Raw genomic sequence first — 15,544 nt, 5'->3', positions numbered from 1 at the left:
TTTGGAAGGCTTTATTGTGAATGTTGTTTCTCATAGAACCCATTAATAAGTTTCTTCAATGTCTGTTCGAACTGCTTAGTCTCATTTGGCGTAAGCAGCTGATTCATGAAGGCAACATACTCCCCCAAAGCCTGTTGATGAAGCCGCATGAAAGTCTGACTCGCTTCAGTTAGCGCCACATGATAGATCCTTTTATCTTCGGTTGATTGGTTTTTGAAAGCATATCCCAAAGATACTAATTTATTAATTCCTGCGGTCGCAGAAGCCTTCGTTATATTTAGCTCTTCCGCAATCTCGGTTACAGTTGGTCTCCCAAGTCTACCTATCGCTTCGATATACTGAATCTGGTTTACACTTAAATTAGTGACACCTGAAGTTTCTATCGTCTCTTTTACTAACTTCTTAAAGGAAGTATCTAGGGTAAGGATAAATTCTCTTAGAACTTTTTCTTCCACGATACGACCACCTCAACTCTCTTTTTATTTAGTTCGTCAAACTACCTATATTTCTTTAATAAAAAAAAGTCAATAATTCTTTCAAGTTTCTTCACCCGTAACTTCATTCTAAAGACCTTCTTACTTATATGTGAAATCGAGTTGCATGTTTATTGACTGTCTAAGAATTATGTTGTTAAAACTTTTATTGATTTCCAATACCAATTATTTCAAATAATGTTGTTCCAGTGACTTCAAAGTAAAAAGACCTTATAATTCCTTTGTCATAAATACACTGTTCGGGTCCTCATTGTAGTCTGAAAACGGCTTACAATATTGAAACCCGAAGCTTACATATAAACTCCTAGCCGGTTTAAAAACATCCATTGAACCCGTTTCCAAGCTCAAACGTCGGTAACCACGTTCTCTGGCTTCCTTGATCATGAATTGAAGAAGTTGTTTTGCTACTCCTTTCCTTAGATGAGAGGAAGCAGTTTTCATTGACTTAATCTCTCCGTGCTGGCTGTCAAGTTCCAGAAGTGCCACACAACCAACTAAATCATTTGCTTCCCTAGCAGTCCAGAATGTAATTTCAGGTTTTCGCAATGCCTCAAGGTCAAGAGCATGTTTACTTTCCGGTGGAGAATGTAGTCTCATACTCTGAAGGTGCTCACTCATTAATTCAGCCACGTCAGATCCGCTTAAATCATCGATTCTAATATCCATTCAATCCACTCCTTTTGTAAGAACAGTAACTGTCTACATGATTTTAAGATATATTGAAGTTATAGTAGTCATATAAATGCTGCTACCACTATTCCAATAACCACCAAAGGGAGAAATACAAAAATCACTATGAGAAGCTTAGCATTATTTTCATCAGAAAATAACTGCTTGCGGTACAGAATCACCAGAAGGATCAAAAGAATTAGAGATATTAAAGTTATTGCTAAATACATTTAATCATCCTTTCCCGAAGTTATCCAAAGGCTATTCTCATTACAGATAAGCTCCGAGATACTTGAAGACTAAGTACTGAGATAGTTTAACGAATCTCAACTGTCGTTAAATAACCCATATGTAATTTACAAATCTTAATTTTTCTCCGTTCATTACAAATTCGTCGGCACTTGCTTCTAATTTCTTAAAGCCATTCTTCTCCAGGACTTTTTGCGAAGCAATGTTATTATTTGTTGTTTTAGCAAAAATCCTTGTGAACCCTTCCCTATTCAAATTAACCATTAAGGTTTGTAGAGCTCTGTAGGCGATCCCATGCCCCACATGTTTTTCACCCACTCTATATCCTATGTGACCTGAGTTTTGGGAGATGTCTATGTCTACAAAGTTAATTCTCCCTAAGATTTCACCATTCGTTCTTCTTATCAAGTAAAAATTAGATAATCCTTGACTCTGTTCGTTTAATAATTGTTGGTGACGTGTGATGAAGTTATCATAGTTATAGTAATCATCACCTCGACTTGGTACCATCTCTTCGAAATAAGCCCTATTTTCTTTTTCAAAGTAAAGTACTGCTTCTGCATCTTCAACTCTTAATTTTTCAATTGTAATGTCCATTTAATCCTCCCATAAATCTCATTAGAATGGTGCTATATTTACTTTATTCTTGTTAGTCAAAAGCTCCGAGATTGTTGGAGAAGCAAGATTGCAAACTATCGAAGTCAAAAGTCTTATCTTAAAATGATGTTAAGATTATACTTTTCAACTAAATTTTTTCATTTACGGTTCTTGAATATTTCTAACATTTTACCTTTACCTGATATAAATTCAATTGTTTTCTCATTGTCTTTGTATGTAGTTATAGGAATTCTAATTTTTATAGACTTGATTTGCTTGTTCTCCGCTAAATACCTTTCGTAACCCGAGGCCTCATCAATACCTTTTCTTACCTCATCGCCGATCAAAGAATATTTTGTTGAGTTTTTTAACTCCCCTTCCAATTCTCTTTGTTGAGTCAAAATATCGAATATTTCATTAAATGTTACAACTTTTGTCTCAGTTTCAACTTTCTTGTTATTTTCGAATGAATATAATTTAGCATGAGCCAATATATTTGGTATATTTGCCAATATGACGATTAGAATGACAGCACTTAGTATAATACTAATTTTTTTAATATGTTTGTTCATCCTCCCTTTATTTAATGGTTGCATTCCTTATTCTAATTTAACCCTACTTTTATACATTTAAAAAGAGATGATTCTCTAATAAGAGAATCGCTCAGAGATTCTTGGTTCGGTTGTGGCGAACTTTGCAATTGGCATAACGATGGCAATATTACCCTCTTTTGCTAACAATATTGGTGGTGTAGAAATGTAGAGTTTTTTTATTAACTGCTGTTTTGGCTGGTACGTTAATCGGTGCTCTCTTGGGATCGGTATTAGGAAAGTTTCGTGTCGGCGTTATCTCCATTGTCTGTTTCGCATAAGGTGCTGGATCATGGACATTATCTGCTCTCATAGGGAGTCCAATCATTTCTACCGTTCTATTTGGACTTGCTTGGATACCTATCGGTGCGGTCAATGTATTATTTGCGGGGATTGATCAGGCGGTCATACCAAACCAAATTTTAGGTAGAGTCAACACTGTCATGTACAGCATAAGCGTGGTAGCTATGCCAATCGGTTCCTTGTAAGGTGGATATTTAGCTACAACAGTGAGCAGTTCAACGATTTTTGCTCTTACTGGAATCGGTGTATTTTTCATTTCAATGGTCTGGCTTGTGCATCCAGATTTAAGAACATTACCTAAAGCACATGATATAAATGCATTCACCTTTAAGATCGATACGCAATCTTTTAATCGTGATACAAAAAAGGAAGCTCCCTTTCGATAAGGTGTGAATGCGAAATCAACAATATAAAAAGAGCCGAATTCTCTGTTCATATAATAGAGAATATGGCTCTTTCCGTTACTCATTTAAAGCTCCGAGACTATGAAATATCAAATATCATCCAAATACCTGAGCTGCAAGAATAATGTATTGTTTTTTGCTGGCATATTTTCTAAATTCGTAATCATTTTAGATAAATTTCACCATATTCTTTATTCCTTAATGAATGTCTTCGTGCTTCGCACGGTATCAATTTGGCGAACCGATTTTTCTATCTCTGCACGTTTAGGCTCTAAAAATGGAGGCAAGGATAATTTTTCTCCAAGTGTTTCATAAGATTCGTCTCCCATGAAACCTGGACCATCTGTTGCAAGTTCGAATAATATACCATTTGCAACACGAGAATATAAGGATTCAAAAAAGAACCGATCTACATAACCTGATGTAGGAAGACCAAAACTGTTCATGCGTTCAATCCATTCATGTAATACAGCTGTATCTTCTACTCGGAACGCTGCATGGTGGACCGTACCATATCCCTGTTGTCCCTGTGGCAAATCAGTACAATGCTCCACGATCACTTGTGCACCGTTACCACCTTCACCTACTTCAAATAAGTGAATGGTCTTGTCTTTTGCAATTTCACGGAACAGCATCACTTTTTCTAATACTTCTTTAAAATAATCGAACTGCGCAATTCGAACATGTATGGGACCAAGACCTGTAATCGCGAATTCAAGTGGCACTGGCCCTTTTTGCCAGGGTACTCCTGAAGCTACTCCTTCATTGTACTCATCTGAAATAAGCATGTATTGCTGGTCGTCAAAGTCGACGAAGGATAATACCTTTTTGTCGAATAGTTTTGTAATACCTTCATGCTTTACATCATATTTATCAAAACGTTTCACCCAATATTCTAATGCTGCATCAGTTGGGACACGGAAAGACGTTTTATATATTTCATTTGTGCCGTGTGTACCTTTCGGGATACCTGGGAAGTCAAAGAACGTCATGTCAGTGCCTGCACTACCTTTATCATCGGCAAAAAATAAATGATAAGTTTGAATATCGTCTTGATTAACTGTTTTTTTAACTAAACGCATCCCTAATACATAAGTGAAAAATTCATAGTTTTTTTCTGCGCTACTTGTGATAGCTGTTACATGGTGCATACCTTTAAGATGATTCATATTATTTTCCTCCAAGACATTCAATTTTTTAGTAATGCTGTTGGTTTATTCATGCTCCACAATGGGGTTCAGCTTTTCTTCAATTTCTTTACGACGTTTTTCTAAGAATGGTGGTAAATCAAGATTGTCTCCTAAATGTTCGATCTCTCCGTCAACTGTAAAACCCGGACCATCTGTTGCAATTTCAAATAAAATTCCGTTTGATTCACGGAAATATAAGCTCTTAAAGTAAAAGCGATCCACTATGCCAGAAGATTGGAAGCCACGCGCTCGTACTTGCCTTTCCCAAAAGCTAAGCTCCTCTTCGTTTTTTACACGAATAGCCAAATGATGAATACTTCCACGACCTGGCCTTTCTGTTGGACCGTCTACTTGCCTTACAATGATTTCACCAAAAACCTCTCCTTTGATAGATTGAAAAATAGCTTCATGATCCGTTCGACTTATCTCTGCATAGCCGAACATTTCTATCAGTGTATCCCTAAGTTCATCAAATCTTCGTACCTTCATTTCCACAGAACCCATTCCTTGAATTTGGTGTTCCACTGGAATCTCGGATTTATCCCATGCTTCCCAATGCCCTGCTTTTACTCCATTAGAAACTAGCAATACCAGCTGTAAACCTTCCATATCTTCAAATTTCAAAGCTTTATGAGTTGCATAAGTCGTGATCTCTCCATGTCGTACATTATGTTCCTCAAAACGTGCTTTCCAGAATAAAAGACTTTCCTCTGTAGGGACTAGTAATCCGATTCTCGTTATCGCATTTGTACCGCGATAAGTATTGCCTACTAATGGGATTTCAAAAAATGATAATTCTGTACCCGGGCTACCTGTTTTATCTCCATAAAATAAGTGGTACATTGATGGATCATCTTGGTTTACTGTCATTTTGACACGCCGCAAACCAAGTACATGCCGATAAAAGTGATTATTTTGACTTGCATTTTTTGTAATCATCGAGATGTGATGATGCCCTAGTATGGTATGCATGAAACATTCCTCCTTTTCGGTTTACTACTCAAGTGATGGTTAAAAAAAACCGTTACAGGGATTAGTAATACGACTCTTAACTATCCATTCTATTTTCAGTATGCTTTTGTAACTTCGTCATGAGCTTATATAGTTTCTTCTGCTCTTCCTCTGTCAAACACTCATTGACAATGGACGTTTGGAAAGTAAGTTGGTGTTCAAAAACTTCATGTATTTTATCTTCTCCCTTTGAAGTAAGGGCAATCCATTTCGTTTTCCAGTCCTGCTTTCGCTGTATATAGCCTTCTTGCTCAAGTCGAGTGAGCATACGTGAAATTCCACCTTCTGAAACGGTTACTTTTACAGCCAGCTGACTTTGCGTGATTGGCTGATAGAACGAAACCTGATTTAATACATCAAACTGTGCAACCGTTATACCATACTGTTTTAGGAACTCATTCGAAAGTAAATTACTTTGATGTGTAAAACGAGCAATACGCAACCAAATCAGTGAACCAAGTGTATTTTTTCTCAAGAAAATCATGTCCCTTCCTATCATCACTTTACACGTAAAGTGATATAAAGGCAATTAAAAAATCTCGAATTCAAAGTATTTTTCATCACTAAATTTCATTCTAAACTACTCTTTTTCCTCCCTTTTCATATAAGTTACCTCTTTAACGATAGACAATCATTTCAGTTTGTGATGACATCGACCTTCTAAAAATTGACGATAGAATATACACTAAACAAAAAAGACAGGGAGAAAACAACCCTGCCTATCGCGAACTTCTAGACCTAGCAAGCTAAGTCAAGCCATATGAATGTATGTAAGTTGTTAATTTCCTTTTGTATTTCACAGTGAGGTTGTTCATCCTAAACTAGCGTAATTAATGACTTAACAAAATCCAGATTAATTAAAGTTGAAGAGATTTATATATCTCTCCAATAATCCCTTCCAATTGATGAAAGCCTAACTCTGCATTCGTCATAATAACGGCACCTTTTTCTAAATGTGGATTTGCCACCAGCATACATTGAAAACCTACTCCCCAACCGAGTGATGTTATTTCTAGTTCTTTTTCGGAGCCTTCAAGAAAAACACCTAATCCAGTCCAGCTTTTACCTCTTTGCGGGGTTATCATTTCTTTTGCTAAACTTTCCGAAATACCAAGCTTACTTTCTCCTTTTACTGTATTTATCAACTCAAGAACTAACTCAGCTAAATCCAAAGAAGTTGTCCATAGTCCAGAAGCTGCTGGATAAGGATATATAAGATGTTTTCCATCTACTAATTCTCCGTTTTTGTTATGACCGCAAGAAATGTTACCTCTATCCACTTCGGACATCGATGTATCTAATTGGCTATTTTTCATTCCCAGTGGTTCAAAAATGAACTCATGTACCACTTGTTTAAACTGCTTTCCCGTTACATCTTCTATTAGTTGCTGAATAATACAATAGCCTGCATCTGAATAATGGAATTCACTCTCTGGTTCGAATTGAACTTTGATAGGAACTCTACAATAATGGGATTTTCCCTCTAACAATTCAACCATCGAAGGAAAACCAATATCTGAATTTAGTTCTTCAAAACTACCTTCAGGATCCTTGATTCCAGACTGATGACTTAGCAAGTTTCTTAGAGTAATCTTTTTATTTTTTGTATATTCATTTTCAAGAACTTTCCAAGTAACAAGTCTTTCATTGACATTTTCATCTAAATTTAGTTGACCCTCTTCCAATAGCTTTATTGCTATCATTCCAGTTAAGAATTTACTAATGGAACAAGCACTAAAAATGGAATCATTATCTACCTCTCTATTACTATTAACTTCAAGGAAACCATGGTTTTCTGTACCGATGATTTGACCTTCTTTGAACAATGTAATACTTAAACCGTTTACATGATAATGTTTCATCCGTTCTTCAATATTCATATTGATGTTTTCTAATTTCATTATTCTCCTCCTGGTTACTTTATAATGAAATTATAATACAAACAACAAGATCTCCTATTGTAAAACTGCCCTGTCACTTCAATACTTTCAGCCACTTAATTAAAAGGGAACTTTATGGCTGGAAGTAATAACCCTGTGGCAATATGTCAATGGGGATACCATTGCTAGCCAATGCACATCGTTTTTGGCTAAGTACGATGAACCAGTATAGCAGCGTTCACTACTGTATATCGTAGTGTCAAGTTTTAGGAATCAAATCTTACAAACCTTTCAATGTTGACCATCACACACATGCTGAATATGTAACAGCACATATCTTCCTTTTTCAATGTATATTGAAGGACTATAAGGCCAATCAACTTTTCTTTCTAGAATAGGCGACTATTTCTACATTTCCATTTTCCATATTTACTGCAAATGAGCCTTTTATGATTTATTTTTCAAATTTGATGTCTGGTAGAAGTGTAACATTATCTTGTTTGTTTAAAATATTTGATACATCTTTTACCGAACTTTCATCCAATCGATATGTTACGCTATCTTCTGCTAAAAGACTTTGAATGAATCCTTCTCCGTCTTTAGTAATCCATAATTGAAATGCTTTATTATTGCTTCCTTCAATAATAAGATCGTAGGTCAATAATGGAGGGGTTTTAATAACCTTTTGATCATTAAGTTCTTTTGCATTGTTGGTAGCCCCAACAAATACATCTACCTCATCTTTCTCTTTAAACGCTACTTCTTCCGATTGTTTTTCATTTCCAATCCAATAGCTTGCTTTTACTTTTTCAACATTTTCTAATTCGTTCGTTGAACAAGCGCTTAAAGATATTAAAAGTATGACCTTGTTCAATAGGTTTCTTTTCATTATTTGTCCTCCCGTTTATTCTTCCATCCTTCCCCAAGCCTATATAAGCTTAGAATTTAATACGCAAAAACTCCTAAATATAGGAAGAGATGCTAACGTTATTCAATTGCTTATAAATTTCCATACATATGGCACAATCTAATTGAAGATTAGTGATGAATTAATATAAAAAATACCAATCGATCTATTGATTTACTTATCCCAATTATGTAATATATAAATTACAATAAGTAATATATATATTACTTGGATGGTGAAAATATGAGAAATCGCATGAAGGTAGCAAGAGTTGAAAAATCTTTAACTCAAGCTCAATTAGGAAAAAAGGTTAGTGTTACTCGACAAACAATCAGTTTGATCGAAAAAGGAGAGTACAACCCAACTTTAAAACTATGTATTTCAATTGCAAAAGCATTGGACAGAACACTTGACGATTTATTTTGGGAGGAATAAACAGAATGGAAAATTCGTGGCTTTCTAAGTTTTTACCAAAGGATGAGTACAAGGAAAAAAGAATGCTTTATTTTATTGCTGAATCTGCTATTATTCTTGCAACATTGCTTTTCCTATTCGTATTACTCAATAACTACTCTCTTTATGGAAGCTCAAACACCGGAACTTTAGCATTACTCTCTTTAGGATTTATAGTTGCTTATATTCTACTGAGGTACATACTATCTGGCATCGAGTATACGGAAGTGACATCTGAAAAGAGATATAGTAAAGAAAAAAAGGCAATTATTAACCGAAGTTTTATTTTCTTAATTCTTCTCATTACTGCTTATGTTCTAATTGACGGCATTCCTTCAGACATCACTAAAATATTTATCCCGTTAAGTTCAGCTTTCTTTATAGCATTCTTTATGTATTTCGTAAGCTACACATCTCTTAAGAGATCTTTTAAGAAGAACAAAGATATACTTGATGATTAATGGGATGGAGCACAATCTATTTTCAAAGATTGCGCTCCATTTGCTTTTTGTATTAATCGTAAATAGCTTTGTTCATTAAGTTTCCTTGTTAAACAAACGCTCCGAGATTGCTTAATAACTTTTCATTTTCTTTTAGAATTACTTTATCGTCTCTTTTTTCTCTTTCCAATAACTTACAATAAGACTTGAAGAGAAAATTAACAATAGCAACATAAAAATTGAGGAGATTAGTGATATAATTCCTGCTTGATTACTAATGTCATTAAAGAATTCGAACAAAAAATAAGGCATTAACAGTATGCTTATTACAAATATAAGAACTTCAACTTTCACCTTTTATACCCCCCAACTACCAATTTTTCCTTTTGATTATATCCATTCTACGGATGGGCAAGTAAATCGTTTCACTAAATGACCAAAATTTACAATGCGGATTTTTTCAAAAAAATCCGCATAACTCAATCTTTAATTCCAGCTAAAAGGAGCTTATCTTATTACAGATAAGCTCCGATTTAATAGAACAATGGATCTTCTTTCCATGCAGAATCGCAATATTTTTCGTGAAGTTGTTTGCCTATATCATTCTTTCGATAGCCTGGATGGACTCCCCGAAAGTGAATGTATGCTTGATCTAACTTAGTTTGGGACATAATCCAGATCAAAAAACCTACAATCTCCTCATTTTTTTCTGCAATAAAACAACTGGTGTTAATGTGATAAAACACCTTTGGAAGCATATATGCCATTTCTCGGCCGCCCCACCATTCATTAATTAAAGGTGAAAGGCGTGAATAAAATTTAACATTGACACAATTCTCCCTACTGTGTAATACTATATACCAGTAGTAAGTAATACAAAATACCTGTTATACAGATTATTAAATCACGTCTAGATAAACATGGAGGTAAAGATGAGTAACTTCAGAGAAATGATGAAAGGAGTACTTGAGGGCTGTGTACTTGAAATTATTAGTCGTGGAGAAACCTATGGCTATGAAATCACACAACAACTGCGAGAGCTTGGCTTCACTGATGTAGTTGAAGGTACAGTTTATACAATTACCATGCGGCTTGAGAAAAACAATCTGGTGAATATTGAGAAAAAGCCGTCCACTATGGGACCGCCAAGAAAATTTTACACTCTTAATCCAGCTGGGCAAGAGCACCTTGAAGTATTTTGGAAAAAATGGGAATTTGTCTCAAGTACGATTAATAAACTAAAATACTAAATGGAAAAGGAGTAGTACTATGAATATTTTCGAAAAAATTATAGGAAGTTTGGATGACAAGCGTGAATGGAGGCTCATGGAGGCACGTGCGAAAGCACTCCCGAGTGAATATCATAATGCTTACAAAGCGATTCAAAAATATATGTGGACCACTGCCGGTCTGTCTGACTGGAAAGCTACCAGTAGAATCTTTAACGGTATTCTTGACCTGTTTGAACAAGGTGCAGCGGAAGGGAAAAAAGTTACTGACCTCACAGGTAAAGATGTGGCCACGTTCTGTGACGATCTTCTGACAGATGAAAAAACCTGGAAAGATAGTTATCGTACGAAACTGAATGATACAATTGGACGTGATTAACTAAGTATTCTGAAGCCCTGGCTTCTAATGACCCTATCGAACTAAAAGTATCGTTACGAGTTTGTTCTGAACTTTTAACTCTCTGACTTTGGATTATGAAGCGATGATGTGAAAAAAATTCAATAGGATATTACCGACTGAATAGCTACCTAATCTATTCAGTTATCTTTTCGCCCGGTAATAAGTTATACAGAATATTAGTATCACTTACTAGTATGTGTATATTTCTCTTGCTGCAAATGATCGAGCAGTTCATTAATTGATTGTTCAATAGGTGGAATTCAAAGTTTCTACTTCCGAGTTAGTATGTGCTTATTATAAGGAGGAGAAAAATTGTGGCGAATTCAGTGATTTCTTTAAAAAATTTAGAAAAGTCCTTTAAAGACCAGAAAGTTTTAAGAGGCGTGGATATGGAGATAAGGCCCGGCGAAATTTTCGCATTGCTAGGGTCCAATGGTGCAGGTAAGACAACGGTGATCAACATTCTCTCAACATTGATAAAACCTGATGGAGGGAAGGCAAGTGTTTGTGGTTATGACGTTCAGCGTCAACCGGATCGTGTTCGCGAGACCATAAGTTTGACAGGTCAGTTTGCAGCTCTAGATGGGATGCTTACTGGAAGGGAAAACATGATAATGATTGCCAAGTTACGTGGGGTATCTAATCCTTTTAAGGTGGCAGACAATTTGCTTGTGAGGTTCCGCTTGAGTGATGTGGCCAACCGACGTGCCGACAAGTATTCAGGTGGGATGAAGCGTAGGCTGGACATTGCCATGAGTCTGATTGGAACGCCTGAGATTATTTTTCTTGACGAACCAACCACGGGACTCGATCCCGAAGCCAGGATTGAAGTCTGGAATACGATTAAGGAGCTTGCCGGCGGGGGCATAACCATCTTGCTGACGACCCAGTACTTGGAAGAGGCCGAACAATTGGCAGATCGTATTGCGATTCTACATCGAGGAAAGATTTTAAAAGTCGGTACACTTACCGAACTCAAAAAGGTATTCGCGCCCCAAAAAGTGGAATACATCGAAAAGCAGTTAACATTAGAAGAAATTTTCCTTTCGATTACTGGAAAAAAGGAGGGGATGTAAATGCAAGATAGAACAAGCGTATTGTTAGGGCGTTTAATGCGGAATATCATGAGAAGCCCCGATACAGTTATTACGGTAGCGATTACTCCAATTATGATGATGCTATTGTTTGTCTATGTATTTGGCGGAGCTATAGAGACAGGCACAGTCAACTATGTAAATTATTTATTGCCGGGAATATTACTAATCTCTATCGCATCCGGTGTCGCGTACACTTCCTTGCGGCTGTTTACAGATGCAAAGAACGGACTAATGGCACGTTTAGTGACTATGCCGATTAAGAGATCGTCGATTTTGTGGGCCAACGTGTGGACCTCGCTTGTTTCCAACGCCCTTACAGTCATGGTGGTTATTTTAGTTGCACTTCTGATAGGCTTCCGTTCCAGCGCTAATGTCCTCGATTGGCTAGCGGTAATTGGAATACTCGGCGTATTTACGCTAGCGCTGACTTGGCTTGCGGTCATTCCCGGATTAACAGCAAACTCCATGGAAGGGGCGACAGCCTATTCGTATCCTCTGATATTTCTACCTTTTATCAGTTCAGCTTTTGTTCCCACCGAAACCATGCCAAAAGTTGTGCGTGTTTTTGCAGAGAACCAGCCTGTGACTTCAATCGTGAACTCAATTCGTTCTCTATTATATGAAGGAACGGTAGATAACGGAATCTGGATTGCGCTTGCCTGGTGTATTGGCATCATGGCCATTGCTTACTTCATAGCCGGTAAAGTCTTTAAACGCCAGTTAGGGTAAGCGCAGTTATTCATTTTCATAATTGTCATGTTGCTAAGAAGAAAATATTGGAATAGGGTCAGGGAAATGCGAATTTACAACGGTAAGTAAATTAGAGTATACAAAACGGTCCTCCACAATTTTTTGGGACCGTTTTTTTGATTAGGCTTTTTCAACTAACGCTCCAATTATGCGGAAATCTCAAATTCGAGATATCCCAATTTAACTTCGGTTTTAACTCTATCTATTCCCCTTAGATAATATTTCCTACACGGCTGGTTGTCTTACTTTCTCTGTTTTCAATCTATTGAAATGGGGAGCTTTAGACCACAAAAATAATGAATGAACAACAAGGATAGAGATAATTAAATAATTATAAATGGAAGAACCATCCGTTCGACTTGTCATAATTAGAAAGTTATTCAATCCGTGAAAGGTGATTGTAATAATAATTGGTTGGTTATTCACGATCAGCAAAGAAAGGACCATCCCTATAAAGAAAGCATATGTAATTTGCACTATAACTACCTCAATCGATTGTCCACCGAGAAGTTGTAAGGAATGAGTTAAAGCAAACAGTAAACTTGATGTTAAAACGGCCAACTTAAATCCTTTTGAGATCAGAATATTAATCATAAATCCTCGGAAAACCATTTCTTCAATGAAAGCAACAATAAGTATTTGAGTTCCTGCTATCATGACTAATTCTGAAACAGATGAAATCCTGATTCCCCCATTACCGATTAATAAAATTGCTAATATTATTAATAGCGGCGACCAGAGTTGGATACTCTCTTTATCCAAAATAAGACGATTATTCGAAAAGAAGTCAGCCCACTTCTTAGTTTTCATAAGGTAAAACCATAATCCCAATACTACTGGTAATAGACCAATGTATTCCATTAATGTATTAGTAGGATTTGTAATTGAGGTATAAACACCATTTATAGTAAAAAAGACAATAATCAATAATTCTAACCCTACTATTTTCAGTACTAACTTTAAATGCTTTCCCATTCCTCCACCCCTTCATTTAGAAACGCTCTATAAGCGATACCTATATGTACGTTTTTATTTAAAAATAGTTCCCACCTCATTATTTAATTTGTCCAATCGTATTCCATCTTTAAAAACTCTAAACGATTTCCATTGATGTCTTGCATAAAGGTCTTAACAATTGCAAAACCTGCTCTTTTATAGACCTTTATCGCCCTTTTATTAAAAGTTGCAACCGAAAGCGTGATTTTTTTAGGGTTATATTTCGAGATTGCAAAGTTTATTCCAGCATTCAAGTAATCTAATCCCATCCCCCTACCAGTTAGCCCGGGTTTCATACCTAAGCCAATCTCCAAGGATTCTTCCTCAATTTCATAGCAGAAGAAGCCAATTTCTTCATTACCTTTTTTAACCATGTAATAAATATCACCACGAGGACTCATAAGTTTAGCTAAATTCTCTTCATCATTCTTATAATCATAAAAAGAGTATTCTCCTTCATAGTGCCAGTTTAAAATTTTTCTCTGCTTGCTCTTGTGAGATTTCAGTAAAATTGTAATCCATTTTAATCCTCCAAACGTATCTCTAATTCCTATTCAATTCTGTGATTCCATTTAGCTGCTTAAATTCTCAATACCAATGATTTCAAATATTTTAGAGCAACTCAATCTTTTTCCAAATTAAAAGAGCCTATCTTATTACAGATAAGCTCCGATTTAACGGAACAATGGACTCAGTTCAATATTCTTGAGTTGCCCCTAAACATTGCAAACTCAGTATCAAGATAAAACTAAAACTACTGTTACAATGAGTATAACCTGGTTCTTGTTGTTTGATATGGGAATTATTTGGTTACTAGTTATTATAAAAAAAGGGTGGCTATTATGGAATTCTTAGCAGTAATATTGATGACTATAGGATTAATCGCGGCTCCTGTGATCGGCTTCTTTTACCCCAGTTGGAGGAGTATGAAAGGGACTGCATTGTCAGAAAGTCAACTTTATGGAGTAAGAGCTTTAGGAATTGGAATATTACTTCTTATGTTTATTTTAAGTCAACTCATTTTATAAAAGGCAAAGGTTTTATTAAACTTCTACTTTTAATTTTCCAGCTATGTTAAAGCTTATTGTTAATATTGGAGTTGAAAAAGGGAACCACCATTCAAATTGGGGTTTCTCCAGTTATTCAAAATAGCTCCGAGATTGCTTAAGACTCGTAGTATCTATTGTATGCACTAATAGTAACTCCACTGAAATTGAAAAAGCTGCTCTCAATTCTAATTTTCTTTCTTTCGGAAATATTTCCATTTGTATGCGGTACTTAATGCCAATAAAGCGATAATTAGAAAGGACTTAAGATAAGGGTTTGATACTGTGAAATATACGAGGAAAGTAGATATTACTATAAAAAAGTAAACAAGTAATAAAGATAAAGGTAAAGGCTTATCTGACTTCAAAGTATCACCTCTTTAAATGAATTATTTATAGTTTCTTTCTAATACAGTAACTAAGGAGTAAGATGACTTAATTCTCCTACCAACATTCCAGAATCATCTCCTAAACCTACATTGAGAACTTACTTTTTATTAAGTAAACGTTCTGAGATAATTGAGTATGAGATATAACTTATTTCTGTCGAATTCACCACTCAATATCTTCATAAATATCAGAGATAAATCTTCCATCCACTTTACCGTCTTCGAACAATTGTTTCGCTGTACTAAACTCTTGAGTAACTGAGCCTTTTACTTTTGTTAAGTAAAATCTCTCTTCATCTTGGCTAATCCAATATTCATTATTTCCATAATGGAAATTGTACTCTTCTCCAATGTGAATTCCATTTTGAAACTCTTTGAACTGATCTTTAGTCATTTCATCACTCCATTCAAGTGTTTCAACTAGAGCTTGTAAAAAGCTAAACGAAACGA

19 protein-coding genes and 1 pseudogene are annotated in these 15,544 nt (G+C 35.7%); 6 read left to right on the top strand and 14 right to left on the bottom strand.

Features of this window, described 5'->3' with window-relative positions:
• Nucleotides 1-11: 11 nt before the first annotated feature.
• The 10 genes from PQ511_RS11810 to PQ511_RS11765 form a co-directional block, all read right to left on the bottom strand.
• On the bottom strand, nucleotides 12-455 hold the full coding sequence (locus PQ511_RS11810) for a MarR family winged helix-turn-helix transcriptional regulator (protein WP_273852115.1): 444 nt from the start codon (nucleotides 453-455) through the stop codon (nucleotides 12-14).
• Nucleotides 456-704: 249 nt separating this feature from the next.
• The gene (locus PQ511_RS11805; protein WP_273852114.1) at nucleotides 705-1,160 is read right to left on the bottom strand and encodes a GNAT family N-acetyltransferase; all 456 of its coding nucleotides are present in this window, start codon (nucleotides 1,158-1,160) and stop codon (nucleotides 705-707) included.
• Between the two features lie 339 nt (nucleotides 1,161-1,499).
• A complete protein-coding gene (locus tag PQ511_RS11800; protein ID WP_273852112.1) occupies nucleotides 1,500-2,009 on the bottom strand; it encodes a GNAT family N-acetyltransferase in 510 nt (169 codons plus the stop codon).
• Between the two features lie 158 nt (nucleotides 2,010-2,167).
• On the bottom strand, nucleotides 2,168-2,581 hold the full coding sequence (locus tag PQ511_RS11795; RefSeq protein WP_273852111.1) for a hypothetical protein: 414 nt from the start codon (nucleotides 2,579-2,581) through the stop codon (nucleotides 2,168-2,170).
• A 415-nt stretch (nucleotides 2,582-2,996) separates the two neighbouring features.
• Entirely contained in the window at nucleotides 2,997-3,371 is a 375-nt protein-coding gene (locus tag PQ511_RS11790) for a hypothetical protein (RefSeq protein WP_273852110.1), read from the bottom strand.
• A 126-nt stretch (nucleotides 3,372-3,497) separates the two neighbouring features.
• Nucleotides 3,498-4,475: a ring-cleaving dioxygenase gene (locus tag PQ511_RS11785; protein ID WP_273852109.1), complete on the bottom strand. Its 978-nt coding sequence runs from the start codon at nucleotides 4,473-4,475 to the stop codon at nucleotides 3,498-3,500.
• Between the two features lie 45 nt (nucleotides 4,476-4,520).
• On the bottom strand, nucleotides 4,521-5,468 hold the full coding sequence (locus PQ511_RS11780; protein ID WP_273852108.1) for a ring-cleaving dioxygenase: 948 nt from the start codon (nucleotides 5,466-5,468) through the stop codon (nucleotides 4,521-4,523).
• A 76-nt stretch (nucleotides 5,469-5,544) separates the two neighbouring features.
• On the bottom strand, nucleotides 5,545-5,982 hold the full coding sequence (locus PQ511_RS11775) for a MarR family winged helix-turn-helix transcriptional regulator (RefSeq protein WP_273852107.1): 438 nt from the start codon (nucleotides 5,980-5,982) through the stop codon (nucleotides 5,545-5,547).
• 382 nt (nucleotides 5,983-6,364) lie between these two features.
• Nucleotides 6,365-7,408 carry a serine hydrolase domain-containing protein gene (locus PQ511_RS11770; RefSeq protein ID WP_273852106.1) on the bottom strand — a complete coding sequence of 348 codons (1,044 nt, stop codon included), beginning with the start codon at nucleotides 7,406-7,408 and terminating at the stop codon, nucleotides 6,365-6,367.
• A gap of 433 nt (nucleotides 7,409-7,841) precedes the next feature.
• Nucleotides 7,842-8,276 carry a YhfM domain-containing protein gene (locus PQ511_RS11765; RefSeq protein ID WP_273852105.1) on the bottom strand — a complete coding sequence of 145 codons (435 nt, stop codon included), beginning with the start codon at nucleotides 8,274-8,276 and terminating at the stop codon, nucleotides 7,842-7,844.
• Nucleotides 8,277-8,537: 261 nt separating this feature from the next.
• On the opposite strand from PQ511_RS11765, the gene PQ511_RS11760 reads away from it, so the two are divergent.
• Both PQ511_RS11760 and PQ511_RS11755 read left to right on the top strand, forming a co-directional pair.
• Nucleotides 8,538-8,729 (top strand): helix-turn-helix transcriptional regulator, encoded by a 192-nt coding sequence (locus PQ511_RS11760; protein WP_160920857.1) that lies wholly within the window; start codon nucleotides 8,538-8,540, stop codon nucleotides 8,727-8,729.
• A 5-nt stretch (nucleotides 8,730-8,734) separates the two neighbouring features.
• Entirely contained in the window at nucleotides 8,735-9,208 is a 474-nt protein-coding gene (locus PQ511_RS11755; RefSeq protein WP_273852104.1) for a DUF3278 domain-containing protein, read from the top strand.
• Between the two features lie 512 nt (nucleotides 9,209-9,720).
• Here the strand turns inward: PQ511_RS11755 and PQ511_RS23740 are convergent.
• Nucleotides 9,721-9,981 carry a GNAT family N-acetyltransferase gene (locus PQ511_RS23740; protein WP_420541700.1) on the bottom strand — a complete coding sequence of 87 codons (261 nt, stop codon included), beginning with the start codon at nucleotides 9,979-9,981 and terminating at the stop codon, nucleotides 9,721-9,723.
• A gap of 138 nt (nucleotides 9,982-10,119) precedes the next feature.
• Between PQ511_RS23740 and PQ511_RS11750 the strand changes: the two genes are divergently transcribed.
• The 4 genes from PQ511_RS11750 to PQ511_RS11735 all read left to right on the top strand — a co-directional run bounded on the left by PQ511_RS11750 (nucleotide 10,120) and on the right by PQ511_RS11735 (nucleotide 12,642).
• Complete coding sequence (locus tag PQ511_RS11750) at nucleotides 10,120-10,437, top strand: PadR family transcriptional regulator (protein WP_273852103.1); 318 nt, start codon at nucleotides 10,120-10,122, stop codon at nucleotides 10,435-10,437.
• A 19-nt stretch (nucleotides 10,438-10,456) separates the two neighbouring features.
• Entirely contained in the window at nucleotides 10,457-10,795 is a 339-nt protein-coding gene (locus PQ511_RS11745) for a DUF1048 domain-containing protein (protein WP_273852102.1), read from the top strand.
• 335 nt (nucleotides 10,796-11,130) lie between these two features.
• Nucleotides 11,131-11,892 carry an ABC transporter ATP-binding protein gene (locus tag PQ511_RS11740; protein WP_273852101.1) on the top strand — a complete coding sequence of 254 codons (762 nt, stop codon included), beginning with the start codon at nucleotides 11,131-11,133 and terminating at the stop codon, nucleotides 11,890-11,892.
• Complete coding sequence (locus PQ511_RS11735) at nucleotides 11,893-12,642, top strand: ABC transporter permease (RefSeq protein WP_273852099.1); 750 nt, start codon at nucleotides 11,893-11,895, stop codon at nucleotides 12,640-12,642.
• A 246-nt stretch (nucleotides 12,643-12,888) separates the two neighbouring features.
• Here the strand turns inward: PQ511_RS11735 and PQ511_RS11730 are convergent, their stop codons facing one another.
• The 3 genes and pseudogenes from PQ511_RS11730 to PQ511_RS11720 form a co-directional block, all read right to left on the bottom strand.
• Nucleotides 12,889-13,638 carry a CPBP family intramembrane glutamic endopeptidase gene (locus PQ511_RS11730; RefSeq protein WP_273852098.1) on the bottom strand — a complete coding sequence of 250 codons (750 nt, stop codon included), beginning with the start codon at nucleotides 13,636-13,638 and terminating at the stop codon, nucleotides 12,889-12,891.
• Nucleotides 13,639-13,721: 83 nt separating this feature from the next.
• Nucleotides 13,722-14,181, bottom strand: a pseudogene (locus PQ511_RS11725) (GNAT family N-acetyltransferase).
• A 1,076-nt stretch (nucleotides 14,182-15,257) separates the two neighbouring features.
• Nucleotides 15,258-15,544 (bottom strand): hypothetical protein (locus PQ511_RS11720; RefSeq protein WP_337957763.1); only part of this gene is annotated, 287 nt, incomplete at its 5' end.

This window comes from Guptibacillus spartinae (genome assembly GCF_028610625.1).
Taxonomy (GTDB): Bacteria; Bacillota; Bacilli; order Bacillales; family Guptibacillaceae; genus Guptibacillus; species Guptibacillus spartinae.
Note: the sequence above shows the minus strand (reverse complement) of the source record. Positions and strands in the feature narration are given on the sequence as shown.

Bases quoted from the DNA above. Each gene is read 5' to 3' on its own strand.
- PQ511_RS11805 (WP_273852114.1), bottom strand. From the start codon at position 1,160: ATGGATATTAGAATCGATGATTTAAGCGGATCTGACGTGGCTGAATTA.
- PQ511_RS11800 (WP_273852112.1), bottom strand. From the start codon at position 2,009: ATGGACATTACAATTGAAAAATTAAGAGTTGAAGATGCAGAAGCAGTA.
- PQ511_RS11795 (WP_273852111.1), bottom strand. From the start codon at position 2,581: ATGAACAAACATATTAAAAAAATTAGTATTATACTAAGTGCTGTCATT.
- PQ511_RS11790 (WP_273852110.1), bottom strand. From the start codon at position 3,371: ATGAGTAACGGAAAGAGCCATATTCTCTATTATATGAACAGAGAATTC.
- PQ511_RS11785 (WP_273852109.1), bottom strand. From the start codon at position 4,475: ATGAATCATCTTAAAGGTATGCACCATGTAACAGCTATCACAAGTAGC.
- PQ511_RS11780 (WP_273852108.1), bottom strand. From the start codon at position 5,468: ATGCATACCATACTAGGGCATCATCACATCTCGATGATTACAAAAAAT.
- PQ511_RS11770 (WP_273852106.1), bottom strand. From the start codon at position 7,408: ATGAAATTAGAAAACATCAATATGAATATTGAAGAACGGATGAAACAT.
- PQ511_RS11765 (WP_273852105.1), bottom strand. From the start codon at position 8,276: ATGAAAAGAAACCTATTGAACAAGGTCATACTTTTAATATCTTTAAGC.
- PQ511_RS11760 (WP_160920857.1), top strand. From the start codon at position 8,538: ATGAGAAATCGCATGAAGGTAGCAAGAGTTGAAAAATCTTTAACTCAA.
- PQ511_RS11755 (WP_273852104.1), top strand. From the start codon at position 8,735: ATGGAAAATTCGTGGCTTTCTAAGTTTTTACCAAAGGATGAGTACAAG.
- PQ511_RS11750 (WP_273852103.1), top strand. From the start codon at position 10,120: ATGAGTAACTTCAGAGAAATGATGAAAGGAGTACTTGAGGGCTGTGTA.
- PQ511_RS11745 (WP_273852102.1), top strand. From the start codon at position 10,457: ATGAATATTTTCGAAAAAATTATAGGAAGTTTGGATGACAAGCGTGAA.
- PQ511_RS11735 (WP_273852099.1), top strand. From the start codon at position 11,893: ATGCAAGATAGAACAAGCGTATTGTTAGGGCGTTTAATGCGGAATATC.
- PQ511_RS11730 (WP_273852098.1), bottom strand. From the start codon at position 13,638: ATGGGAAAGCATTTAAAGTTAGTACTGAAAATAGTAGGGTTAGAATTA.